At 52.4% G+C, this 22387-nt stretch carries 24 protein-coding genes; 17 read left to right on the top strand and 7 right to left on the bottom strand.

Features of this window, described 5'->3' with window-relative positions; genetic code table 11:
- Nucleotides 1–68: 68 nt before the first annotated feature.
- From IEX86_RS01740 to IEX86_RS01720, 5 genes are all read right to left on the bottom strand, one after another.
- Nucleotides 69–1565 (bottom strand): RNA polymerase factor sigma-54, encoded by a 1497-nt coding sequence (locus IEX86_RS01740; RefSeq protein WP_188864343.1) that lies wholly within the window; start codon nt 1563–1565, stop codon nt 69–71.
- Nucleotides 1566–1672: 107 nt separating this feature from the next.
- Nucleotides 1673–2401, bottom strand: a complete 729-nt coding sequence (lptB, locus tag IEX86_RS01735) for an LPS export ABC transporter ATP-binding protein (protein WP_188864342.1) — start codon at nt 2399–2401, stop codon at nt 1673–1675.
- A complete protein-coding gene (gene lptA / locus IEX86_RS01730) occupies nt 2398–2943 on the bottom strand; it encodes a lipopolysaccharide transport periplasmic protein LptA (RefSeq protein ID WP_188864341.1) in 546 nt (181 codons plus the stop codon). Before lptA ends, lptB begins: the two co-directional genes overlap by 4 nt.
- The gene (lptC, locus tag IEX86_RS01725; RefSeq protein WP_188864340.1) at nt 2930–3502 is read right to left on the bottom strand and encodes an LPS export ABC transporter periplasmic protein LptC; all 573 of its coding nucleotides are present in this window, start codon (nt 3500–3502) and stop codon (nt 2930–2932) included. Before lptC ends, lptA begins: the two co-directional genes overlap by 14 nt.
- Nucleotides 3503–3669: 167 nt before the next feature.
- Nucleotides 3670–4644: a KpsF/GutQ family sugar-phosphate isomerase gene (locus IEX86_RS01720; RefSeq protein WP_188864339.1), complete on the bottom strand. Its 975-nt coding sequence runs from the start codon at nt 4642–4644 to the stop codon at nt 3670–3672.
- Between the two features lie 209 nt (nt 4645–4853).
- On the opposite strand from IEX86_RS01720, the gene IEX86_RS01715 reads away from it, so the two are divergent.
- The 10 genes from IEX86_RS01715 (at nt 4854) to hisC (ending at nt 12667) form a co-directional block, all read left to right on the top strand.
- Nucleotides 4854–5663 (top strand): ATP-binding cassette domain-containing protein, encoded by an 810-nt coding sequence (locus tag IEX86_RS01715; RefSeq protein ID WP_188864338.1) that lies wholly within the window; start codon nt 4854–4856, stop codon nt 5661–5663.
- A complete protein-coding gene (mlaE, locus tag IEX86_RS01710; RefSeq protein WP_188864337.1) occupies nt 5663–6457 on the top strand; it encodes a lipid asymmetry maintenance ABC transporter permease subunit MlaE in 795 nt (264 codons plus the stop codon). Before IEX86_RS01715 ends, mlaE begins: the two co-directional genes overlap by 1 nt.
- Entirely contained in the window at nt 6457–6933 is a 477-nt protein-coding gene (gene mlaD, locus IEX86_RS01705; RefSeq protein WP_188864336.1) for an outer membrane lipid asymmetry maintenance protein MlaD, read from the top strand. Before mlaE ends, mlaD begins: the two co-directional genes overlap by 1 nt.
- A 12-nt stretch (nt 6934–6945) precedes the next feature.
- The gene (locus IEX86_RS01700) at nt 6946–7593 is read left to right on the top strand and encodes an MlaC/ttg2D family ABC transporter substrate-binding protein (RefSeq protein ID WP_188864335.1); all 648 of its coding nucleotides are present in this window, start codon (nt 6946–6948) and stop codon (nt 7591–7593) included.
- Entirely contained in the window at nt 7590–7901 is a 312-nt protein-coding gene (locus IEX86_RS01695; RefSeq protein WP_188864334.1) for an STAS domain-containing protein, read from the top strand. Before IEX86_RS01700 ends, IEX86_RS01695 begins: the two co-directional genes overlap by 4 nt.
- A 98-nt stretch (nt 7902–7999) precedes the next feature.
- Nucleotides 8000–8239, top strand: a complete 240-nt coding sequence (locus tag IEX86_RS01690; protein ID WP_188864333.1) for a BolA family protein — start codon at nt 8000–8002, stop codon at nt 8237–8239.
- A 22-nt stretch (nt 8240–8261) separates the two neighbouring features.
- Complete coding sequence (gene murA / locus IEX86_RS01685) at nt 8262–9527, top strand: UDP-N-acetylglucosamine 1-carboxyvinyltransferase (protein ID WP_188864332.1); 1266 nt, start codon at nt 8262–8264, stop codon at nt 9525–9527.
- Between the two features lie 6 nt (nt 9528–9533).
- The gene (hisG, locus tag IEX86_RS01680; protein WP_188864331.1) at nt 9534–10169 is read left to right on the top strand and encodes an ATP phosphoribosyltransferase; all 636 of its coding nucleotides are present in this window, start codon (nt 9534–9536) and stop codon (nt 10167–10169) included.
- Between the two features lie 121 nt (nt 10170–10290).
- Nucleotides 10291–11601: a histidinol dehydrogenase gene (hisD, locus tag IEX86_RS01675; RefSeq protein ID WP_188864330.1), complete on the top strand. Its 1311-nt coding sequence runs from the start codon at nt 10291–10293 to the stop codon at nt 11599–11601.
- A gap of 4 nt (nt 11602–11605) precedes the next feature.
- Nucleotides 11606–12667, top strand: a complete 1062-nt coding sequence (gene hisC, locus IEX86_RS01670; protein ID WP_188864329.1) for a histidinol-phosphate transaminase — start codon at nt 11606–11608, stop codon at nt 12665–12667.
- Nucleotides 12668–12681: 14 nt separating this feature from the next.
- On the opposite strand, the gene IEX86_RS01665 is transcribed toward hisC, so the two are convergent.
- A complete protein-coding gene (locus tag IEX86_RS01665) occupies nt 12682–13863 on the bottom strand; it encodes a S1C family serine protease (RefSeq protein ID WP_188864328.1) in 1182 nt (393 codons plus the stop codon).
- A gap of 124 nt (nt 13864–13987) precedes the next feature.
- On the opposite strand from IEX86_RS01665, the gene IEX86_RS01660 reads away from it, so the two are divergent.
- From IEX86_RS01660 to cysN, 3 genes are all read left to right on the top strand, one after another.
- Nucleotides 13988–14746, top strand: a complete 759-nt coding sequence (locus IEX86_RS01660) for a Nif3-like dinuclear metal center hexameric protein (RefSeq protein ID WP_188864327.1) — start codon at nt 13988–13990, stop codon at nt 14744–14746.
- Between the two features lie 117 nt (nt 14747–14863).
- Complete coding sequence (cysD, locus tag IEX86_RS01655; RefSeq protein ID WP_188864326.1) at nt 14864–15781, top strand: sulfate adenylyltransferase subunit CysD; 918 nt, start codon at nt 14864–14866, stop codon at nt 15779–15781.
- A gap of 1 nt (nt 15782) precedes the next feature.
- On the top strand, nt 15783–17681 hold the full coding sequence (gene cysN, locus IEX86_RS01650; RefSeq protein WP_188864325.1) for a sulfate adenylyltransferase subunit CysN: 1899 nt from the start codon (nt 15783–15785) through the stop codon (nt 17679–17681).
- Nucleotides 17682–17727: 46 nt separating this feature from the next.
- On the opposite strand, the gene IEX86_RS01645 is transcribed toward cysN, so the two are convergent.
- The gene (locus IEX86_RS01645) at nt 17728–18162 is read right to left on the bottom strand and encodes a Z-ring associated ZapG family protein (RefSeq protein WP_188864324.1); all 435 of its coding nucleotides are present in this window, start codon (nt 18160–18162) and stop codon (nt 17728–17730) included.
- Nucleotides 18163–18296: 134 nt separating this feature from the next.
- Between IEX86_RS01645 and IEX86_RS01640 the strand changes: the two genes are divergently transcribed.
- From IEX86_RS01640 to nfi, 4 genes are all read left to right on the top strand, one after another.
- Nucleotides 18297–18929: an alpha/beta hydrolase gene (locus IEX86_RS01640; protein ID WP_188864323.1), complete on the top strand. Its 633-nt coding sequence runs from the start codon at nt 18297–18299 to the stop codon at nt 18927–18929.
- An 81-nt stretch (nt 18930–19010) separates the two neighbouring features.
- A complete protein-coding gene (locus tag IEX86_RS01635; protein WP_188864322.1) occupies nt 19011–20363 on the top strand; it encodes a tryptophan--tRNA ligase in 1353 nt (450 codons plus the stop codon).
- A gap of 107 nt (nt 20364–20470) precedes the next feature.
- Nucleotides 20471–21565: a cell division protein ZapE gene (zapE, locus tag IEX86_RS01630; protein ID WP_188864321.1), complete on the top strand. Its 1095-nt coding sequence runs from the start codon at nt 20471–20473 to the stop codon at nt 21563–21565.
- Nucleotides 21566–21657: 92 nt separating this feature from the next.
- The gene (gene nfi, locus IEX86_RS01625; protein WP_373290375.1) at nt 21658–22374 is read left to right on the top strand and encodes a deoxyribonuclease V; all 717 of its coding nucleotides are present in this window, start codon (nt 21658–21660) and stop codon (nt 22372–22374) included.
- Nucleotides 22375–22387: the final 13 nt, after the last annotated feature.

Genomic DNA, 22387 nt, shown 5'->3' with positions numbered 1-22387 from the left:
AAACACTGTTGAGCGATAAGCGCCTCTAGCCTCCGCGCTCGCAGTCCGCTCGTGGCGAGTCGCCGAGTCTACACTAACCTTTTCCGCTCACTCGATGGGGCAATGCCCAGGGACTCGCGGTATTTGGCTACCGTTCGACGTGCGACTTGTATGCCTTGTGACTCCAGTAAACCAGCGATCTTGCTGTCGCTCAATGGCTTTTTTGCATTTTCGGCAGCCACGAGTTTTTTAATGATCGCGCGAATGGCGGTTGACGAGCATTCACCGCCCTCAGCTGTGTTTACATGGCTGGAGAAGAAGTATTTCAATTCGTATATGCCACGAGGCGTGTGCATATATTTTTGAGTGGTAACACGAGAAATGGTGGACTCGTGCATGCCAACGGCCTCGGCGATGTCATGAAGAACCAATGGCTTCATGGCCTCTTCGCCATACTCTAAAAAGCCTCGCTGATGCTCAACGATTTGTGTCGCTACCTTCATCAGGGTTTCGTTGCGGCTTTGCAGACTCTTGATAAACCAGCGAGCCTCCTGCAACTGATTGCGCATGAAGGTATTGTCGGCACTGCTGTCAGCCCGCTTTACGAAGCCGGCATACTGCGAGTTCACACGTAGCCGTGGTACGGATTCCTGATTCAACTCGACTAGCCAGCGATCGTTATGCTTGCGCACAATAACATCGGGAACCACGTACTCAGCCTCGCCAGATTCGATCTCCGAGCCTGGGCGAGGGTGAAGGCTTTGAATCAGTTCGATTACGCCACGTAACTCATCTTCCTTGATCTTCATGCGACGCATGAGCTGGCTGTAATCCCTGCTGCCTAGCATGTCCAGATAATCACTGACCAGGCGTTTGGCCTCTGTAAGGCGAGGTGTCTTAACAGGCAACTGATTGAGTTGCAGCAAAAGACACTCTTTGAGGTTGCGGGCACCTACGCCGGCAGGCTCAAATTGCTGGACACGACGCAGGACCACCTCAACTTCATCGATCTCTACGTCTAGTTCAGGATCTAGCGAGGCATGAATGTCCTCAAGGGACTCCTCAAGGTAGCCATCATTGTTGATGCCATCAATGATCGACATGGCGATCATGCGATCTATATCTGACATGGGCGCCAGATTTAGCTGCCAGAGCAGGTGGCTCTGCAAGCTTTCACCGGTCGACGTTCTTGAGGTGAAGTCCCATTCATCATCATCAGAGCTAGGAAGGTTGCTTGCGCTTGTCTGATAAATGTCTTCCCAAGCGGTATCGACGGGAAGCTCATTGGGAATGCGGTCACTCCACTCCGACTCGTCCGACTCTGAGGCCTCTATCGAAGGAGCTGTATCTTTGTAAGTGACCTCTTGGCTACCAGGTTTAGAGAGCTCATCACCATCAGCAAGCGGGTCACTGTGATCAAAATCCTCACCTTCTTCTTGCCGCTCCAGCATTGGGTTGGATTCCAGGGCTTCCTGAATTTCCTGCTGGAGATCAAGCGTCGAAAGTTGAAGCAGTCGAATGGCCTGTTGCAGCTGAGGAGTCATGGTCAGCTGCTGGCCCATCTTTAATACTAACGATGGTTTCATGGCTGCGGGCTTAGCACCTTAATCTACAGACGCGAACTGCGCCACGGAGCCCACCAGATAACTTGGTAGGGATGAGCAAATTATATGCCTGGTTTTTACCCTTTTGCCTAGAGGCGGAACTCATGCCCCAGATAAACTTCCTTAACCAGGTCATTGGCCAGTACGCTTTCGGCGTCGCCTTCAGCAATTAACTGTCCAGCATTCACAATATAAGCCATCTCACAGATGGTGAGCGTTTCCCGGACATTGTGATCCGTGATCAGGACACCAATGCCTTTGGCTTTCAAGTGGCGAATGATCTGTTTGATATCGCCCACCGAAATAGGGTCAACACCGGCAAAAGGTTCATCCAATAGAATGAATTTGGGAGCAGTTGCCAGTGCGCGTGCAATTTCAACGCGACGACGCTCACCGCCCGACAGGCTCATGCCTAAGTTGTCGCGGATGTGAGTAATATGGAACTCTTGAAGCAGCGATTCAAGCTCTTGGGCACGACCGTTTCGGTCCAAGTCTTTACGCGTTTCAAGAATAGCCATTATGTTGTTGGCCACGGTAAGTTTGCGGAATATCGATGCTTCTTGAGGAAGATAGCCAATTCCTGCTTGTGCTCTGCCGTGCATGGGCAGGTTGGTCACGTCCTGGTTATCAATCAGGACACGGCCGTGGTCGGCATTGACCAATCCTACGATCATGTAGAAGCAAGTCGTCTTGCCTGCACCGTTAGGACCAAGCAGTCCAACGATCTGGCCGCTTTCAATGGTTAGGCTGACATCCCGAACCACTTGACGGCCTTTGTAGCTCTTGGCCAGATGCTGCGCTTTGAGCAGTACTGTCATTGAGCTTGCCCCGGCTGCTGATCTTTATTCTTGGGCTGTATGACCATGTCGATGCGTGGTCTTGGCGTAGTGATCTTGCTGCCATTCGCACGACCAGCATTCACAATCTGACGCTGCGTGTCATAGACGATCTTTTCGCCCTCGAACGTATTGCCTTGTTGTTCGACACGTGCCTGGTCGATCAGAACGATACGATTTTCATCTGCATAGTACTGAATGGTCAGGCCATAGGCCTTCACAGTGTCTTTGTCAGCTGAGGGCTTCTGCTCATAGTGAGCCGGTTTGCCAACGGCGGTTGCTACCTTGATATTACCGTTGTTGTCCTGGGTGATGGTCACGGTATTGCCCGTGATCTTCATTGTCCCTTGGGTAATGATAACGTCGCCTCGATAAACCGCTACGTTCTGCTTGTCATCAAGCTCGGCGCTATCGGCTTGCACCCGGATAGGTTGATTGCGGTCAGAAGGCAGGGCCCAGGCATTTACGCTTCCGAACGTAGTGCCCAGGGTCAAAAGAAGGGATAGAGATTTAACGAACCTCATGCTGGCCTCTTACATTGGACAGCAGGAGCATTCTGCCGTCATTCAGGTACGCTTTCATGCCTTTCGCTGTGGTCACGCTATTAGCGGCCTCAATCTTAACGGCTTGCTCAGTCTGCGCATAATTTTTGTCAGGAAAAACAGTCATCCGAGTCGTCGTCATTACGATAGGGCGGCCCTTTTCGTCTGTACGCTCGACTCTGACATCATCTATCAGTTCGGCTTGTGTACCTTTTGGCGCTACCTCGGCTCTTGCGCTACGAACATGCCAAGGCAGGTCAGTACCTCGGTATGCCAGCATGTCAGGTTTTGAAACCAGCGTGACATCGGTAGCTTGCACATGATCAAGCCGTTCGGCCGTCATTTCATATTGTATCTTTCCATCGGTGCGGTACTGGATCGTTTTGACATTGGTCGCATAGGCATCAATAGCATTATCGATCTGTGCATTGCCTGCTGGATCATCGATAAAACGTTGCGGCAAAAGGTTCCAATAACCAACAGCGACCAACGCTAGGGCGATCAAGACATAAAGCACGGGTTTACGCAGTGTACGGAACATGACAAAAGGCCTGCAAAAACATTGTAGTCAAACGGTGTGATAAAGCACTGCAAGGGCTTTGGGTCGTTTGAGGTGTAAAGCATTTATAACCATTATCACAACCATACAATAACAGTGATAGGCTGTGTTTTTGATGCGACGTGCACGAGTGTACTGATCCCCTGTGCTCACATAACGCCTGCCCTTAGCAGGTCATGCATGTTGAGTGCTCCGAGAGGATGGTTTTGTTCGTCGACCACGACCAATGCACTAATTTTGTGATCTTCCATGACTTTCAGTGCCTCGGCTGCGAGCATGTGCGGTCGCGCCGTGCGGCCGTGCTCGGTCATGACCTGATCTATAATGGTTGAGCGTACGTCAATTTCCCGATCCAGCGCACGCCGAAGATCCCCGTCAGTAAAAATACCTGCCAGTCGGCCATCAGGCTCAATAACAACCGTCATGCCAAGGCCTTTCTGTGACATCTCAAGCAATGCACCGCTGAGTGAAGTGCCCCGCGGAACCTGTGGTAGCTCTTTGCCGCTGTGCATGACATGTTCAACTTTAAGGAGCAGGCGTCGACCAAGCGCGCCGCCCGGGTGAGAGAAAGCAAAATCCTCAGCCGTAAACCCCCGCGCATCGAGTAAGGCAATAGCGAGGGCATCCCCCAGAACAAGACAGGCAGTAGTGGACGAGGTCGGAGCAAGATTCAGGGGGCAGGCCTCCTGAGTAACGCCTGCATCCAGATTGACAGTAGCCGCTTGTGCCAAAGGCGACTGAGGATTGCCTGTCATGCTAATCAGGGTTATTCCGAGTCGCTTGATAAGGGGCAACAGTGTCACTATCTCAGGGGTAGAGCCCGAGTTCGACAAAGCCAGCACAATATCTGCCTGGGTAATCATCCCCATGTCGCCATGGCTGGCCTCGGCGGGATGAACGAAAAACGCCGGTGTACCGGTACTGGCTAAGGTAGCGGCAATTTTGTTGCCGATATGGCCCGACTTCCCCATGCCCAGAACAACAATGCGTCCCTTGCATTCGAGCATCAGCTCGCAGGCTTTGACGAAGCGCTCGTCTATACGCCCACGCAATTCGTTCACGGCGTCCACTTCATAGCTGATGGTACGATTTGCGGATTCAATGAAATTTGCAGCGTGGGTCATTTGTCTACCAGTTTGCTGGGCAGCGGTTTGATTGAAAACGCAGAATTATAGCGACAATAAATGCCCCCTCCTATGAAAACGATTGAATTATGTTGATGTTGGGGAGGTGGCACTGAAATGTTATGCTGTGTCCTTGTCGGATAGGCCCTTAAAGTGCCTTGGATGCTATTCGATGCGTCTGCCAGGAGGGCTGTAAGCTAGGAGTTTAGATGAACACCGATAGCGAGTATGCGGTCGAGCTTAAAGGCATTACCTTCAAGCGAGGCGAGCGTACCATCTACGAAAATGTTGATATCCGCATCCCGCGTGGCAAAGTCACCGGTATCATGGGGCCTTCAGGGAGTGGCAAGACAACGTTGTTACGCTTGATTGCAGCCCAGTTACGCCCTGAAAAGGGTGAGGTATGGGTTAACAATCTTAATCTTCCTACCTTGTCTCGAAGTGATCTCTTCAACGTGCGTAAACAAATGGGCGTTCTGTTTCAGAGCGGTGCATTGTTTACGGATCTGGATGTTTTTGAAAACGTGGCATTTCCCTTGAGGGTGCATACCAAGTTACCCGAGGAAATGATCAGGGACATCGTTCTGATGAAGCTCCAGGCGGTAGGTCTGCGAGGCGCTATCGAACTGATGCCTGACGAGCTTTCTGGCGGTATGAAGCGCCGTGTTGCCCTTGCTCGGGCTATTGCATTGGATCCCCAGATCCTAATGTATGACGAGCCCTTTGTAGGGCAGGACCCTATTGCCATGGGTGTTCTAGTGCGCTTGATCCGTCTGCTTAACAATGCGTTGGGGTTGACCAGCATTGTTGTTTCGCACGATCTAGCCGAGACGGCCAGCATTGCTGACTACCTCTATATTGTAGGCGACACCCAGGTGCTGGGTCAGGGAACGCCGGCAGAACTCAAAGAGTCGTCTGATCCGCGAGTGCTTCAGTTCATAAAAGGTACCCCGGATGGCCCGGTACCCTTTCATTTCGCCGCGCCTAGCTACAGCGAAGATCTTTTGGGGAGGCGCTAATGCGTCACGTTTCATTGCTTGAGCGCATCCGCTTGCTGGGGCGCGCAGGCCTGGATGTATTGGCGGCGGCCGGTCGTTCTGTCCTTCTACTATTGCAGTCATTGCTTGGCCGGTCCGGCGCGGGCAGGGGCGGGCAGCTGTTGGTTAAGCAGCTCTACTCGGTAGGTGTTTTGTCGCTGCCTATCATTCTGGTTTCCGGTCTTTTCATCGGGATGGTCATAGCCCTTCAGGGATACAACATCCTGGTGACTTATGGCTCTGAGCAGGCTGTTGGGCAGATGGTGGCTCTTACCTTGTTAAGAGAGTTAGGACCTGTCGTCAGTGCACTTCTTTTTGCAGGTCGTGCCGGTTCTGCGTTGACCGCTGAAATTGGCAACATGAAGTCAACCGAGCAGCTGTCCAGTCTCGAAATGATTGGTGTAGACCCGCTGAAATATATCGTGGCTCCGCGTCTGTGGGCTGGCTTTATTTCGCTGCCTTTGCTCTCGGCCATTTTCAGTGTCGTCGGTATCTGGGGCGGTGCAATGGTTGCGGTTGACTGGCTTGGCGTCTATGACGGCTCGTTCTGGAGCACCATGCAGAACAGCGTCCAGATGGCTGATGTCATTAACGGAATGATCAAAAGCCTTGTATTTGCCTTTGTTGTGACCTGGATTGCCGTGTTTCAGGGGTACGACTGTGATGCCACTTCCGAGGGGATCAGCCGTGCAACGACCCGAACTGTTGTCTATGCCTCTTTGGCTGTGCTGGGTCTCGACTTTCTTTTGACTGCTTTGATGTTTGGAGATATCTGATGCAAACCCGCACCCAGGAAATTGGTGTCGGCCTGTTTCTGCTCGCTGGCTTGCTAGCCTTGCTGCTGTTGGCTCTGCGAGTCAGTGGCTTGACTATTGGCGAGCAAAAGGACACCTATAAATCCTATGCCTACTTTGACAATATTGCCGGTCTGACCGTGCGCGCAAAAGTTACGATGTCAGGCGTCACGATTGGTCGAGTAACGGCAATCGATCTGGATCGTGATAGTTACCGAGGCCGAGTAACCATGCAGATCGACAGGCAGGTCGATAACATTCCGGTTGATTCTACTGCTTCTATCCTGACAGCAGGCCTGTTAGGTGAAAAGTACATTGGTATCAGTGTCGGTGGCGATGAGGAGGTTGTTAAGGATGGGGGAACTATCCGTGACACCCAGTCGTCGCTGGTATTGGAAGATCTAATCGGCAAATTCCTGCTCAACACCGTCAACAAAGATTCATCTGACGATAAGTAAGAAGGATACGACATGCTCAAATTATTGCGAAACAGCGTTCTGGCTCTTCTTGCAGTAGTGCCGCTACTGGCTACTGCTGCGCCTTCGGCTCATGAAGTCATTCAGAACACCACAGACAGACTGCTATCTGATTTGCAAAGTAACAAGGAAACCTATCGGAGCAATCCAGACGCTTTCTATAATTCCTTGAACGATATTCTTGGGCCTGTAGTCGATGCCGAGGGTATTTCCCGCAGTATCATGACGGTAAGATACAGCCGTCAGGCATCACCTGAACAAATGGCTCGTTTTCAGGAAAACTTCAAGCGCAGCCTGATGCAGTTCTATGGCAACGCGCTACTGGAGTACAACAACCAGGGTATCAAGGTCCTGCCATCGAATGACAAGGATCCCGAGCGCACCAGTGTCGGTATGGAAGTGCGTGACAGCCGCGGTACTGTGTATCCTGTTTCCTATACCATGGTAAATATCAATGGCAGTTGGAGAGTACGTAACGTAATCATCAACGGCATTAATATTGGAAAACTGTTCCGCGATCAGTTCGCTCAGTCCATGCAGGCCAACGGCAATAACTTGGATAAAGTGATCGATAACTGGGCTAATACTGTTGCGCGTGCAAAGAACTCCCCTGAAGCTCAAAAGGCCCAAGCTGGCTCATGAGTACACAGGCGCATTTGATAGAGAAGGTACCGGGTGTGATGACGCTGACGGGTCTTCTCGATCATGAAACAACAGTGGCACTGCGCCAGGAAGGGCAGCGTTATATACAGCAAAGCAGTGCCGATGTGATCGTGATCGACTGTGCAGGTGTCGAGCGCTCTAACAGTGCAGGGCTTTCCCTACTGCTGTCCTTTCAGCGCGATGTGCTGCAGGCAGGAAAAAAACTTGAGATTTGGAATCTGCCTGCGGATATGAAGCAGATCGCAAGTGTGTCCGGTTTATTGGACATCCTTCCTCTATCTCATTGAATATCTCGTCAGTCCTCTATCAGCAACCTTGGGGTTCGCAGGTGGAGGGCTTTTTTGTATCATGTCTGGCTGCGGAATAGGTTGCCAGGAGGTTGAACATGCAGGCTGAAGAAGTTAAACGCTTATTAGAGGCGCAACTGCCAGAAACTCAGGTTGAAGTGGAAGGCGAGGGCTGCAATTTCCAATTGAACCTGATTGGCGATGAATTGGCTGCAATGAGCCCGGTTAAGCGCCAACAGCAAGTCTATTCCCATCTCAATGCATTGATCGCTGATGGCAGCATCCATGCAGTTACTATGAAATTCTATACGCGCGCCGCTTGGTCTGAACGGGCTTGAGTTCGGCGCCGCCGAGATACCTATGGATAAATTGATTATTACCGGTGGCGCCAGCCTAAACGGAGAAATCCGTATTTCAGGCGCAAAAAATTCTGCACTGCCGATTTTGGCTGCCACCCTGCTTTCGGATACGCCCGTAACGGTTTGCAACCTGCCGCACCTGCACGACATTACTACCATGATCGAGCTGTTTGGTCGTATGGGTGTCCAGCCCGTTATCGATGAAAAGCTCAATGTTGAAGTGAATGCCTCGACCATCAAGACGCTTGTGGCGCCTTATGAATTGGTCAAGACCATGCGCGCTTCCATTCTGGTGCTGGGGCCGATGCTGGCTCGCTTTGGTGAGGCTGAAGTTGCGCTGCCTGGCGGATGTGCCATTGGTTCGCGTCCAGTCGATTTGCACCTGCGTGGCCTTGAGGCTATGGGCGCGCAAATCGAAGTAGAAGCTGGCTATATCAAGGCTAAAGCCCCCGCGGGTGGTCTGCGTGGCGCACATTATTTCTTCGATACCGTCAGTGTGACCGGCACTGAAAACGTTCTGATGGCTGCGACATTGGCTAAAGGGCGTAGTGTTATCCAGAATGCGGCACGTGAGCCGGAGGTTGTAGACCTGGCGAACTGCCTGATCGCCATGGGCGCCCATATCGAAGGTGCTGGTACCGATACCATTACTGTAGAAGGTGTCGAGCGCTTAGGCGGTGCCCGTTATTCCGTATTGCCTGATCGTATCGAGACGGGTAGCTATCTGGTTGCAGCTGCAGCTACCCGTGGTCGTGTCAAGCTGAAGGATACCGATCCCTCTATTCTTGAAGCCGTCCTGCTTAAGCTGGAAGAGGCCGGTGCCCATGTTTCCACTGGATCCAACTGGATCGAGCTGGATATGAAGGGTAATCGACCCAAGGCGGTTAATGTCCGCACTGCACCTTATCCCGCATTTCCAACGGACATGCAGGCACAATTCATTTCCATGAATGCTGTTGCGGAAGGTACAGGCACTGTAGTTGAAACGATTTTTGAAAATCGCTTCATGCATGTCTATGAAATGACCCGCATGGGTGCCCAGATCGCAGTAGAAGGCAATGCCGCTATCGTGACCGGTATTCCTCACCTGAAGGCGGCTCCAGTCATGGCGACTGACCTGCGTGCATCGGCCAGCTTGGTTATTGCGGCGCTGGTAGCGGAGGGCGACACTCTGATTGACCGCATCTACCACATTGATCGTGGTTATGAGTGTATCGAAGAGAAGCTTCAGCTTCTTGGCGCTAAAATTCGCCGTGTTCCGGGTTAAGGGCTCATGCTAACTATCGCGCTTTCAAAAGGCCGGATATTGAACGATACGCTGCCGCTTCTTGCGGCAGCGGGCATCGTGCCAACTGAAGATCCAGACAAGAGCCGTAAGCTCATCATTCCAACAAGTTTAGATGATGTGCGTCTTCTCATTGTGCGTGCCACTGACGTGCCGACGTATGTTGAGCAAGGGGCTGCTGATCTGGGTGTCGCAGGTAAAGACGTGCTTTTGGAGCACTCAGGTCAAGGGCTTTACGAGCCGTTGGATCTCAGGATTGCTAAGTGCCGCTTGATGACGGCGGGTGCAGTGAATGCTCCGGAACCCAAAGGCCGTCTTAAAGTGGCAACCAAATTCGTCAATATTGCCAAGCGTTATTATGCCGAGCAGGGACGTCAGGTCGATATCATCAAGCTCTATGGTTCAATGGAGCTTGCGCCATTGGTGGGGCTGGCTGACAAGATCATTGACGTAGTCGATACCGGTAATACATTGCGTGCCAATGGTCTTGAGCCGCAGGAACTCATTGCTCACATTAGCTCCCGACTAATTGTTAACAAGGCTTCGATGAAGATGCAGCATGCGCGTATCCAGGCGCTGATCGATGTATTGCGTGCTGCGGTCGAAGCGCGACACCAGGCCTAATCTTTTGCACGGCTCATGCCGTGCCTGCCTATCCGTGTCATAGCCAATTTTCTCAGGTACCCGCACGGCAGGGCTGATACTCTAGCGGTGCCTGAGATTAGCCATTATAAGAGGCTTCGCTATGACCGCACCGATTACGCTTCGCCGACTCGACGCCGCCGATCCTGACTTCGCGCGTCATCTGGATCATTTGCTGAGCTGGGAAAGCGTTTCTGACGCTGGCGTCAATCAGCGAGTCCTGGAAATCATTGAGGCCGTACGCAGTCGAGGTGACGAAGCCCTGGTGGAATTCACTCAACGCTTCGATGGCGTCCAGGCCAGCTCAATGGCTGATCTGATTCTGCCGCGGGAAAGACTTGAGCTCGCGCTTACACGCATCACCGATGAGCAGCGGAGTGCTCTTGAGCATGCAGCGAACCGGGTTCGTAACTACCATGAGAAACAAAAGCAGGATTCCTGGCGTTACACGGAAGCGGACGGTACCGTCCTTGGCCAGCAGGTAACCCCTCTGGATCGGGCCGGGTTGTATGTGCCTGGTGGTAAGGCTTCCTATCCTTCTTCTGTATTGATGAATGCTATTCCTGCCAAGGTTGCTGGTGTTGCTGAAGTTGTGATGGTTGTGCCCACGCCTCGCGGCGAAATCAATGAGCTGGTACTTGCTGCCGCTTGTATTGCAGGCGTAGATCGCGTTTTCACTGTGGGTGGCGCACAAGCTGTAGCTGCCTTGGCCTATGGTACTCAGAGCGTTCCGCGCGTAGATAAGATAGTCGGGCCGGGTAATATCTACGTCGCAACGGCCAAGCGTCACGTATTCGGACAGGTTGGTATCGATATGATTGCTGGCCCTTCTGAAATTCTGGTGGTGTGTGACGGGCAGACCGATCCTGACTGGATCGCCATGGATCTATTCTCTCAAGCTGAACATGATGAGGATGCTCAGTCGATTCTCGTGAGCCCTGATGCGGTGTTTCTGGATAAGGTCGCTGCAAGCATCGCTCGACTTCTGCCCACCATGGAGCGCTCGGAAATCATTCGAACCTCGCTGGAAGGACGGGGCGCTTTGATTCATGTTGCTGATCAAGCGCAAGCCTGTGAGGTCGTCAATCGTATCGCGCCTGAGCATTTGGAACTCTCCGTGGCTGATCCTGAAGCCTGGCTGCCAAGCATTCGTCACGCCGGTGCGATTTTCATGGGCCGTTATACTGCCGAGGCATTAGGCGATTATTGCGCTGGCCCCAACCATGTTCTGCCCACTTCGGGTACAGCTCGCTTCTCTTCTCCTTTGGGTGTTTATGATTTCCAGAAGCGTTCATCTTTGATCTTTTGCTCTGCTGATGGTGCTTCGGAGTTGGGGCGTACGGCCTCTGTGCTTGCACGTGGCGAGTCTCTGACGGCTCATGCACGTAGCGCCGAATACCGGGTCAAGGAGTGAGACCATGAGTCGATTCTGGAGTCCCCTCGTTAAGAATCTGGTGCCTTATGTACCCGGTGAGCAGCCCAAGATTGCCAATCTGGTGAAGCTTAATACCAACGAGAATCCATACGGCCCTTCGCCCACGGTAATCGAGGCGATACAAGCCGAGCTGGGCGAGAGTCTACGTCTGTACCCCGATCCTAATGGGGATTGTTTGAAGCAGGCAGTGGCAGAGTATTATTCAGTCAAACCAGAACAGGTGTTTGTAGGTAACGGCTCGGATGAAGTGCTTGCCCATGTCTTTCATGGTCTGTTTCAACACAACGCACCTTTGCTTTTTCCAGACATTTCATACAGTTTCTACCCTGTTTATTGTGGATTGTATGAAATTCCATTCGAGGCCATCCCGCTGGATGAGCACTATCAAATCCGTCTGGAAGATTATGTTCGGCCTAATGCGGGTATTATCTTTCCTAATCCCAACGCGCCTACGGGGTGCTTGGTAGGATTGGATAGTATTGAAGCGCTTCTACAGAGAAACAGCGATTCGGTCGTAGTGGTTGATGAGGCGTATATAGACTTCGGTGGTGAAACCGCTATTACATTAGTGGATCGCTACCCAAATCTTCTCGTGACTCAAACGCTGTCCAAATCTCGTTCCTTGGCGGGATTGAGAGTCGGTCTAGCTGTAGGTCATCCTGATCTGATAGAGGCGTTGGAGCGGGTCAAGAACAGTTTCAATTCTTACCCTCTTGACCGGCTGGCGCTCACAGGTGCTGTTGCGGCTTTCAAAGACAAGAACTACTTCGACCACACGTGTGGGGCAGTAATCGAAAGCCGAACGGCGTTGGTGGCTGAGTTGGAAGCGCTGGGCTTCTATGTTCTACCGTCTGCTGCAAATTTCGTGTTTGCCCAGCATCCTTCATATGAAGGGTCTGAACTGGCCGCAGCGCTGCGTGAGCGTCGCGTTATTGTGCGTCATTTCAATAAACCTCGAATCGACAAGTTCCTGCGTATCACGATTGGTACGCCAGAGCAGAACGCTATGTTGATTCAGGCCCTGAAAGATCACGGGCTGGCATGATGAAAAAACGGCGCCTATGAGGCGCCGTTTTTTTGTATTGAATCACTGGTTGGCTCGGGAGGGGGACTGGTATCGACGGGAGGTCTCAAGCCAATAATGCCGGTGAGCTTCAATGGTTTTCCGTTACGCAGTACCTCTATCAAAATCTTGTCCCCAGGCCTGCTGCGAGCGACTTGATTCATGGATTGACGGCCATCCAGAGCGGGCTCGTTATCCAGCTTAAGCAGGACGTCGCCTGGCTGCAGGCCAGCACGTTGCGCGGGACCATCAGGATAAACCCCAGAGACAACAATGCCATCCTGGTTAGGGAGATTGAATGAGGCTGCAAGTTCTGGGGAAATACGCTCCACTTCCACACCCAGCCAGCCGCGGATTACCTGGCCATGGGCAATAATGGACTGCATGACCTCCATGGCCAATTTAATCGGTATGGCAAAGCCGATCCCTTGTGAGCCGCCAGATAGAATAGCGGTGTTAATACCAATCAGATTACCGTTGGCATCTACCAGTGCCCCGCCAGAGTTGCCCAGATTGATGGCTGCATCCGTCTGGATAAAATCCTCGTAGGTATTTAGCCCTAACTGATTACGGCCTGTGGCGCTGATAATTCCCATGGTTACCGTCTGACCAACGCCGAACGGATTGCCGATAGCCAAAGCCACATCGCCGATTCGAACGCCCTCCGAATGACCAATGGATATGGCTGGAAGGCTGTCCAGGTCAATCTTGAGCACTGCCAAGTCAGTATCGGGGTCGCTTCCAATCAGGGTCGCCACTGTCTGGCGGCCATCCTGCAACGCCACCACGATAGTATCGGCATCGGAGGTAACGTGATTATTGGTCAGTAGATAGCCTTCATGGCTCATGATTACTGCTGAACCCAGACTGAGCTCTTCGTTGTTCTTCGGTGGATTCTTGTCGAAGTATGGCTTGAACAGGGGATCATTCTGAATGGGGGCGCTGGGCTTCTTGGGGTGCTTGGTCGAGCGTAGCGAGGCCACCGCTGGCGCCGCCTTACTGGCAGCATCAGCATAGGAGACCGGACCTTGGGTGCGAGGGGAGGTCGCAGCAGTTTGCTCGAAATGCACCTGTTGCTTGGGTAAGCCTACCCATTCAGGAAATCGAATGACTACCAACGCTGCCAGCAGGATGCCTACCGCGATGGGCCAGCCGTAAGAGCGCAAGGCCTTTAACATTATTACCGATCCTTGTTGCGAGGCCTGTTTGCGGCCGATAAGGTGCGGCCATTATACGGAGCTGCCCTTGTCTATAAAGACATGAGAACCAACTGGCAGAGCCTGTTTAGTGGAGAGCATAACTATGACCATTGCTTTGGCAACATTACTGGAAGAGGCGAATCGCTATCTTGATGCCGCTTCAATCAAAGACTACTGCCCTAACGGTCTACAGGTGGAAGGCCGCGCTACGGTGGGTCGGATTGTCAGTGGTGTCACTGCAAGTCAGGCCTTGCTAGATGCAGCGGTGGAAGCCGGTGCGGACATGGTACTTGTGCATCACGGCTACTTCTGGAAGAACGAAGATGCTCGTGTAATAGGAATGAAGCATCGTCGACTCAAGACATTGCTGGCTAATGACCTCAATCTGGTGGCTTATCATCTGCCGCTCGATTTACACCCTGTGGTTGGTAATAACGTTCAACTGGCGCAGCGACTGGGCATTGCGGTGGAAGGGGGTATAGAGCCGGGAAATCCGCGTTCCATTGTGTTGCAGGGCACACTCAGTGAGCCCTGTACTGCTGCCGAGTTTGCTGCTCATATTGGGCGGGTTTTAGGCCGGGAGCCACTCACGATCGAAGGTGATCGTCCTATCAAGCGGATCGCCTGGTGTACCGGTGGCGCGCAAGGCTATATCGATCAGGCAATTGCTGCGGGTGTTGATGCCTATCTGACTGGTGAGGTCTCGGAACAAACGGTCCATAGCGCGCGTGAAAATGGCATCAGTTTCTTTGCCGCTGGCCATCACGCCACTGAACGTTACGGCGTTCAGGCATTGGGCGCGTATCTCGCCAATCGCTTTGGCATAGAGCATCTCTTCATTGATAGCCCTAATCCGGCTTGAATATATGTATATAACGCTTGGTTCTAAGCCGCTGCCTGATTAGAAGAGTTATGCTGTGGTATCGTGAGTATTCGTCCACGGCCCGCTGGCCGTCCCTCCGCAATTCCGTGAGTAGCCATGCTCGATAAACTGACTCATTTGAAACAGCTTGAGGCGGAAAGCATCCACATCATTCGTGAGGTGGCCGCCGAATTCGATAATCCTGTGATGCTGTATTCCATCGGTAAAGATTCCGCGGTAATGCTGCATCTGGCGCGCAAAGCCTTCTTTCCTGGCAAGCTGCCATTTCCTGTCCTGCACGTCGATACAGGCTGGAAATTCAAAGCCATGTACGAATTCCGCGACCGTATGGTCAAGGAAATGGACTTGGACCTGCTGATCCATACCAATCAGGAGGGCGTAGCCCAGGGGATCAATCCCTTTACGCATGGTAGTGCCAAGCATACCGACGTCATGAAAACTCAGGGCTTGAAACAGGCGCTGGATAAGTACGGCTTCGATGCTGCGTTTGGTGGTGCTCGTCGCGATGAAGAGAAGTCACGTGCTAAGGAGCGTGTCTACTCGTTCCGCGATAATAAGCATCGTTGGGATCCCAAGAATCAGCGCCCTGAGTTGTGGAGTATCTACAACGGCAACATCAACAAGGGGGAGTCGATTCGTGTATTTCCGCTTTCCAATTGGACTGAGCTAGATATCTGGCAATACATCTATCTCGAAAGTATCCCGATTGTGCCCCTTTACTTCGCGGCTGAGCGTGAGGTGATCGAGAAGAATGGCACTCTGATCATGATTGATGATGAGCGCATTCTCGAGCATCTTTCCGATGAAGAAAAGGCTCGCATCCAAAAGCAGCAGGTCCGCTTCCGTACCTTGGGTTGCTACCCCCTGACCGGTGCGGTCGAGTCTTCAGCGGCTACGCTGCCCGATATTATCCAGGAAATGCTGCTGACCCGAACTTCCGAGCGTCAGGGTCGAGTCATCGATCACGATGCCGCAGGTTCGATGGAAGAGAAGAAACGTCAGGGGTATTTCTAATATGTCGCATCAATCCGAATTGATTAGCCAGGATATCCTGGCGTACCTGGCCCAGCATGAGCGTAAGGAGCTTCTTCGCTTCCTGACGTGCGGCAATGTAGATGACGGCAAGAGCACCCTGATTGGTCGTTTGCTGCATGACTCCAAGATGATTTATGAGGATCATCTTGAGGCGATTACCCGGGACTCCAAAAAAGTAGGGACTACGGGTGAAGAGGTCGACTTGGCGCTGTTGGTGGATGGTCTACAAGCCGAGCGCGAGCAGGGCATTACCATTGACGTAGCCTATCGTTATTTTTCCACGGCCAAGCGCAAGTTCATTATTGCCGATACGCCTGGCCATGAGCAGTACACCCGAAATATGGCGACAGGTGCATCCACCTGTGATCTCGCAATCATCCTGATCGATGCGCGCTACGGTGTTCAAACCCAGACGCGTCGCCATAGCTTTATCGCATCGTTGCTAGGTATCAAGCACATCGTTGTTGCCGTAAACAAGATGGACTTGCTGGGCTTTGATGAGGCGGTTTTCAATCGCATCCGTGAGGACTATCTAGGCTTTGCCGAGCGTATTAATCTAGGTGCCAAGGATATTCATTTCGTCCCCATGTCGGCGCTTAAGGGCGACAACGTAGTGAATCGCAGCGAGCAGACGCCCTGGTATACCGGCAAACCGCTAATGGAGATCCTGGAAACCGTAGAAATCGCAGCGGACCGTAACGTCACTGATATGCGCTTTCCGGTCCAGTATGTAAATCGTCCAAACCTGAATTTCCGGGGATTTGCCGGTACGTTGGCTTCAGGTGTTGTGCATAAGGGCGATGACGTTGTTGTGCTGCCGTCAGGAAAGAGCAGCCGCGTAAAGTCCATCGTGACCTTTGAGGGCGAGCTTGAGCAGGCGATTCCTGGGCAGGCAGTTACCTTGACGCTTGAAGATGAAATCGATATTTCCCGCGGTGATCTACTGGTTCATCCAGATAATCGCCCACAGGTTACGGACAGCTTCGAGGCCATGCTGGTCTGGATGGCTGAAGAGCCTATGTTGCCGGGCAAGAAATATGACATCAAGCGCGCCACCAGCTATGTGCCAGGCTCTCTGCCCAGCATTGTGTATACGGTTGATGTGAACACGCTGGAAAAGGGGCAGGCCAGCCAGCTCAAGCTGAACGAGATTGCACGGGTCAAAGTGAGTTTGGATGCGCCCATTGCTCTGGATAGCTATGAGCGTAACCGTACTACGGGGGCTTTCATTATCGTTGACCGCCTCACCAATGGTACGGTTGGGGCAGGCATGATCATCGCAGAGCCGAAAGTAGGCGGCGCTACTGGCCAGCAAGGCCATCAACTGCATGTCGCTACCGAAGAGCGCGCGGCTCGGTTTGGACAGCAGCCTGCTACTGTATTGTTCACAGGCCTTTCGGGCGCAGGCAAGAGCACGCTGGCTTATGCGGTCGAGCGCAAGCTGTTTGATGCCGGACGTGCCGTGTATGTGCTTGATGGGCAGAATCTGCGTCATGATCTCAACAAAGGGCTTCCGCAGGATCGTGCTGGACGTCGTGAAAACTGGCTTCGTGCGGCTCATGTGGCCCGCCAGTTTAATGAAGCCGGCCTGTTAACGCTTGCAGCGTTCGTAGCGCCTGATGCGGAAGGACGCGAGCAGGCCAGGACGCTGATCGGTCCCGAGCGGGTTATTACGGTTTACGTTCAGGCTTCCCCACAGGTATGTCGTGAGCGTGATCCGCAGGGATTGTATGCAGCGGAAGGCGATAACATCCCTGGGGAGTCCTTCCCATATGACGTGCCGTTGAATGCCGATCTGGTTATCGATACGCAAAGCCTTTCCGTTGAGGAAGGGACCAAGCAAGTCATAGCTCTGCTACGAGCCAGGGGCCATATCTAAGCGCCAATAAAAAGCCCGGCAATTGCCGGGCTTTTTATTTATCTATTCAGCGATGGTTCTTAAGGCCATAGGCCTCATCTAACCCGCTATCGGTGTCTCCCTTCGGTGCATAGTCTTTAGGCGCCTCTGCAGGTCCGTCCAAACGATCCCGTGGGGATGGGTAGCTATCTTGGCTATGTAGGGCGGCCTGCAGACGCTGGCGCGTCAGCTCGTCCAGTGCAAGCCGGTCAGCACCTTCAGAAAGATGACGCTGTACGTCTTGGTAATTCTGGGAAAGTTTTTTTACAAGTCCTGCCGTTGTGCTGAAGTGACTGGTCACTTCATGCTGATAGGTATCGAAGCGCTGCTGAAGGTCATCGAGCTGGCGCTGTACACGGTTAGGTGCCGTGCCAGGCATCACGCGCGCAATTAGAAAGCCGATGCCTATACCTACGAGCAGGGCAATAACAGGCACTAGCCAAATAGTCAGGGACTGGTCCACAAATCTTCCTCTCTGAACGTCTTTTGCATTACGGTAACGGCTTCTTGCTGCGCTTGTACACTGTCCATGTTAAATAGTGAGCACAGTTAATGAGCTAGACGAGTCGACCCGATAGAGGGTCACGGAGTTCAGGTGTGTCTACACGAGAAAATCCAGTTTCGATCGAAGGGCCCTCAGGAGCACTTGAGGCCTTGTATCTTGATCATCCCGACGCCCGCGGTGTAGTAATTATTTGCCATCCCCATCCCTTGCTTGATGGGACTATGCACAATAAAGTCATTTCCACGTTGCAGCGCGTTGTCAGGGATGCAGGCTTTTCCACGCTGCGTTTCAACTTTAGAGGGGTAGGGCGGAGCGCAGGAAGCTATGGAGAGGGTGCTGGCGAGATTGATGATGCCTATGCGGCTGCTCAATGGCTGCTGGAGCGGCATCCGGGCGTACCCTTAACTGTCATGGGCTTTTCATTCGGGGCCTGTGTAGCAGGATGCCTTGCAGGGCGCTTGGAGAAAGAAGGGCAGTCATTGACCCGTCTCTTCATGTTGGCTCCTTCTGTTGAGCGTTTCGATGTTGAAGGTAAGCTGCCGCTACGCTGCCCTCTAACGGTTATTCAGCCTGAAGCTGATGAAGTCGTTACGCCAGAAAAGGTCTATGCCTGGTCCGAATCGCTGCAGCAAAGTCATGAGCTCATCAAAGTCCCTGAGTGTAGCCATTTCTTTCATGGCAAACTGACCGATCTCAAAGCCTTGGTTCAGCCGCGACTGGACTGATTTAAGCCGTTGCGTCCGAAGACGCCCTAATTGGCGGTCATGCCCATGCTGGCCGCCCTAGATGAGAATGCACCATACGCTATGACCACACGTATCCTGACCGGCATCACCACGACCGGTACTCCTCACCTGGGTAACTATGCAGGCGCTATTCGTCCTGCCATTGTAGCCAGTCGTTCGGCTGATACCGACTCGTTCTATTTTCTCGCCGACTATCATGCCCTGATCAAGTGCGATGACCCGTTACGTATTCAGCGCTCTCGCCTTGAAATTGCAGCTACGTGGTTGGCGTGTGGTCTTGATCCTGAAAGGGTTACGTTTTATCGCCAGTCGGATATCCCAGAAATACCCGAGCTGACCTGGCTTCTGACCTGTGTAACCGCCAAGGGACTGCTCAATCGCGCCCATGCCTATAAAGCCTCAGTAGACAAGAACGTAGCCGCTGGTGAAGACCCAGATGCAGGCGTCACTATGGGGCTATACAGTTATCCAGTGCTGATGGCGGCAGACATTCTGATGTTCAATGCGCATCGTGTGCCGGTAGGTCGGGATCAAATTCAGCATGTTGAAATGGCCCGTGATATTGCCCAACGTTTCAATCATCTCTTTGGTGCAGGTAAGGACTTTTTTGCACTGCCCGAGGCGCTAATAGAAGAAACTGTTGCTACGTTGCCGGGGCTGGACGGACGTAAGATGTCCAAAAGTTACGACAACACGATTCCCTTGTTCGGGACCGCCAAACAGCTCAAGGATGCCATTGCCCGTATCGTCACCGACTCAAAAGAGCCGGGCGAGCCAAAGGATCCTGATAGTGCTCACTTATTTACCCTTTATCAGGCGTTTGCCACATCTGAGCAGGCAGCGGAATTCCGTAATGATCTATTGAGTGGTCTGGCTTGGGGCGAGGCTAAGCAGCGCCTGTTCCTGCTTCTGGATGCAGAGTTAGGCGAGGCAAGAGAGCACTATAATGCCCTGATTGCCAAGCCGGATGACATTGAAGATATCCTGCTGGCTGGCGCTGCAAAGGCGCGTAAGATTGCGACGCCTTTCCTCGGCGAGCTGCGCGAAGCCGTAGGACTGCGTTCCTTAAGCGCCCAGGTTAAAACCGAAAAGAGTAAGAAAAAGGCTGCTAAGCGTGCGCGCTTTGTCAGCTTTCGAGAGAGCGATGGCAGTTTCCGTTTCAGATTGCTGGCAGCCGATGGTACCCAATTGTTGCTCTCGCAAGCCTTCGCAGATCCCAAAGCCGCTGGGCAAATGACACAGCGGCTCCAGAGCGAGGCTCAGCATCTTGATATTCAGCCAGCAGAGCTGCGGTTTACCGTATGGTTGAATGGTGAACTTATTGCCGAAAGCCCTGATTTTGCTACAGCGGATGAACGGCAGCACGCAATGATTGCCTTACAGGATTCACTGGTAGAAATGACCGCTGAGTGATAGCGGCTATCGTCGAGGCAGGCCGCTTAGGTCGGCTCGCCTCGTTAATTGTCAATTCGGGAACTCGCCGCTAAAGTGAGGTCCCCTTCGAATCTATGCAGCTTGTCATGACACCCTTAGAGCGCTACAAGGCCGATCTGGAACGTCCCGACTTTTTTCATGATCCTGCTCAGGAGCAGGCAGTAAAGCATCTTCAGCGGCTTTATGATGACTTGGTCAGTCAAGCAGACAACAAGCCTGGATTGCTAGGCCGCCTTTTAGGTAAAAAACCTTCTGGTCCTATAAAAGGGATTTATTTCTGGGGTGGAGTAGGGCGCGGCAAAACTTACCTGGTTGATACCTTTTACGATTCCCTGCCCTTCGACAAGAAAATGCGCACCCACTTTCATCGATTCATGAAGCGTGTGCATGAAGAGCTGAAGACGCTCAAGGGCGAGAAAAATCCGCTGACTATCATTGGTCGGCGCTTCGCAGATGAGGCCCGCATCATCTGTTTTGACGAATTTTTTGTGTCTGACATTACTGACGCAATGATTCTGGCGACCCTACTGGATGAGTTGTTTAAGAATGGCGTGTCGTTGGTGGCTACCTCCAATATTGTTCCTGATGGGCTTTATAAGGATGGCTTGCAGCGAGCAAGATTTTTGCCTGCCATTGAACTGCTAAAACAGCACACCGAGATCGTCAATGTCGACAGTGGTGTCGATTACCGTTTGCGTGCCTTGGAGCAGGCTGAACTCTATCACTGGCCGCTAACACAGCAGGCAGAGACGGAAATGGCCAAAAGCTTCAAGGCGCTTACAGTAGAGTGCGGTAACGCTACTACAGGCGAGCCTTTGGTTATCGAAAACCGAGAAATCAAGCCGCGCAAGACGTGCGACGATGTCGCCTGGTTTGAGTTTCGCGAGCTGTGCGACGGTCCACGTAGCCAGAACGACTATATTGAGCTTGGTAAGATTTTCCAGGCCGTACTGGTTTCTAACGTCGAGCAGATGAATGCGACAAAGGATGATATGGCGCGCCGCTTCATCAATCTTGTCGATGAGTTTTACGACCGTAACGTTAAATTAATTTTATCGGCAGAGGTCGAGCTTAAGGACTTGTATGCCGGTGGCCGACTCGAATTTGAGTTTCAGCGCACGCTGAGCCGTCTGCTTGAAATGCAGTCGCATGAGTATTTGTCGAGAGCCCATAAGCCTTAAGAAAAAGGGCTGCATATGCAGCCCTTTTTCCGTCTGGAACTGGCAGTAACCAATCCTGTTCGAATCCCATAATGGTAACGGCAGGAGTCTATGTGACTACTTCACCTTTTATTGGCTGGGACGGTACACCCGGCGATGCGCGCAGGCAGCAGGTTGAACTGGCCAAGCAGGTTAGGCTGGAGGATGATTTTCCAGCGCTACGGTTGATTGCAGGTGTTGACGTCGGATTTGAGGAGGGAGGCGCTATCACACGTGCAGCTGCCATCTTGCTCAATGCTGACACGTTGGATCCTATCGCTCAGGCTGTTGCACGTATTCCAACCAACATGCCCTATATTCCTGGGTTATTGTCTTTTCGAGAGTTGCCGGCGGTGCTGCAAGCATTATCTGAATTGCCTGAGACACCTGATCTGATCTTTTGCGATGGTCATGGCATTGCGCATCCAAGGCGATTGGGTATCGCAGCACACCTGGGAGTGGTGACTGGATTACCAACCATAGGCGTTGCGAAAAAAATTTTGACAGGCAGTCATGAGCCGCTAGGTGAGGTTCGTGGCTGTCGAGTGGACTTGTTTGCCAAAGGAGAGTTGATCGGTACTGTTTTGCGCAGTAAGGATAAAGTAAAGCCTTTGATTGTGTCGCCCGGTAACCGAGTCAGTCTTAAGACTGCACCAGAATTGGTCATGGCCTGTGTACGCAAGCATCGTCTGCCCGAGCCAACACGCTTGGCTGACCGATTGGCTTCTCGGCGAGACAAGGTAGATCATGCAACAAGTCAGCTTGCCGAGCAGAGCGATTTGTTCTCGTAGCACTGGCGCTCTC

The sequence above is a fragment of the Pseudomonas asuensis genome (assembly GCF_014646755.1).
Taxonomy (GTDB): domain Bacteria; phylum Pseudomonadota; class Gammaproteobacteria; order Pseudomonadales; family Pseudomonadaceae; genus Chryseomonas; species Chryseomonas asuensis.
The sequence above is the reverse complement of the archived record's forward strand: the minus strand, read 5'-3'. Positions and strand labels throughout refer to the sequence as shown.

What these genes read in the sequence shown, in the direction of transcription:
- cysD (WP_188864326.1), top strand. Translation starts at nt 14,864, where the DNA reads ATGCTCGATAAACTGACTCATTTGAAACAGCTTGAGGCGGAAAGCATC.
- IEX86_RS01715 (WP_188864338.1), top strand. Translation starts at nt 4,854, where the DNA reads ATGAACACCGATAGCGAGTATGCGGTCGAGCTTAAAGGCATTACCTTC.
- lptA (WP_188864341.1), bottom strand. Translation starts at nt 2,943, where the DNA reads ATGAGGTTCGTTAAATCTCTATCCCTTCTTTTGACCCTGGGCACTACG.
- lptC (WP_188864340.1), bottom strand. Translation starts at nt 3,502, where the DNA reads ATGTTCCGTACACTGCGTAAACCCGTGCTTTATGTCTTGATCGCCCTA.
- IEX86_RS01635 (WP_188864322.1), top strand. Translation starts at nt 19,011, where the DNA reads ATGACCACACGTATCCTGACCGGCATCACCACGACCGGTACTCCTCAC.
- IEX86_RS01740 (WP_188864343.1), bottom strand. Translation starts at nt 1,565, where the DNA reads ATGAAACCATCGTTAGTATTAAAGATGGGCCAGCAGCTGACCATGACT.
- hisC (WP_188864329.1), top strand. Translation starts at nt 11,606, where the DNA reads ATGAGTCGATTCTGGAGTCCCCTCGTTAAGAATCTGGTGCCTTATGTA.
- zapE (WP_188864321.1), top strand. Translation starts at nt 20,471, where the DNA reads ATGACACCCTTAGAGCGCTACAAGGCCGATCTGGAACGTCCCGACTTT.
- hisD (WP_188864330.1), top strand. Translation starts at nt 10,291, where the DNA reads ATGACCGCACCGATTACGCTTCGCCGACTCGACGCCGCCGATCCTGAC.
- IEX86_RS01665 (WP_188864328.1), bottom strand. Translation starts at nt 13,863, where the DNA reads ATGTTAAAGGCCTTGCGCTCTTACGGCTGGCCCATCGCGGTAGGCATC.
- hisG (WP_188864331.1), top strand. Translation starts at nt 9,534, where the DNA reads ATGCTAACTATCGCGCTTTCAAAAGGCCGGATATTGAACGATACGCTG.
- mlaE (WP_188864337.1), top strand. Translation starts at nt 5,663, where the DNA reads ATGCGTCACGTTTCATTGCTTGAGCGCATCCGCTTGCTGGGGCGCGCA.
- murA (WP_188864332.1), top strand. Translation starts at nt 8,262, where the DNA reads ATGGATAAATTGATTATTACCGGTGGCGCCAGCCTAAACGGAGAAATC.
- mlaD (WP_188864336.1), top strand. Translation starts at nt 6,457, where the DNA reads ATGCAAACCCGCACCCAGGAAATTGGTGTCGGCCTGTTTCTGCTCGCT.
- IEX86_RS01690 (WP_188864333.1), top strand. Translation starts at nt 8,000, where the DNA reads ATGCAGGCTGAAGAAGTTAAACGCTTATTAGAGGCGCAACTGCCAGAA.
- cysN (WP_188864325.1), top strand. Translation starts at nt 15,783, where the DNA reads ATGTCGCATCAATCCGAATTGATTAGCCAGGATATCCTGGCGTACCTG.
- lptB (WP_188864342.1), bottom strand. Translation starts at nt 2,401, where the DNA reads ATGACAGTACTGCTCAAAGCGCAGCATCTGGCCAAGAGCTACAAAGGC.
- IEX86_RS01695 (WP_188864334.1), top strand. Translation starts at nt 7,590, where the DNA reads ATGAGTACACAGGCGCATTTGATAGAGAAGGTACCGGGTGTGATGACG.
- IEX86_RS01720 (WP_188864339.1), bottom strand. Translation starts at nt 4,644, where the DNA reads ATGACCCACGCTGCAAATTTCATTGAATCCGCAAATCGTACCATCAGC.
- IEX86_RS01700 (WP_188864335.1), top strand. Translation starts at nt 6,946, where the DNA reads ATGCTCAAATTATTGCGAAACAGCGTTCTGGCTCTTCTTGCAGTAGTG.
- IEX86_RS01660 (WP_188864327.1), top strand. Translation starts at nt 13,988, where the DNA reads ATGACCATTGCTTTGGCAACATTACTGGAAGAGGCGAATCGCTATCTT.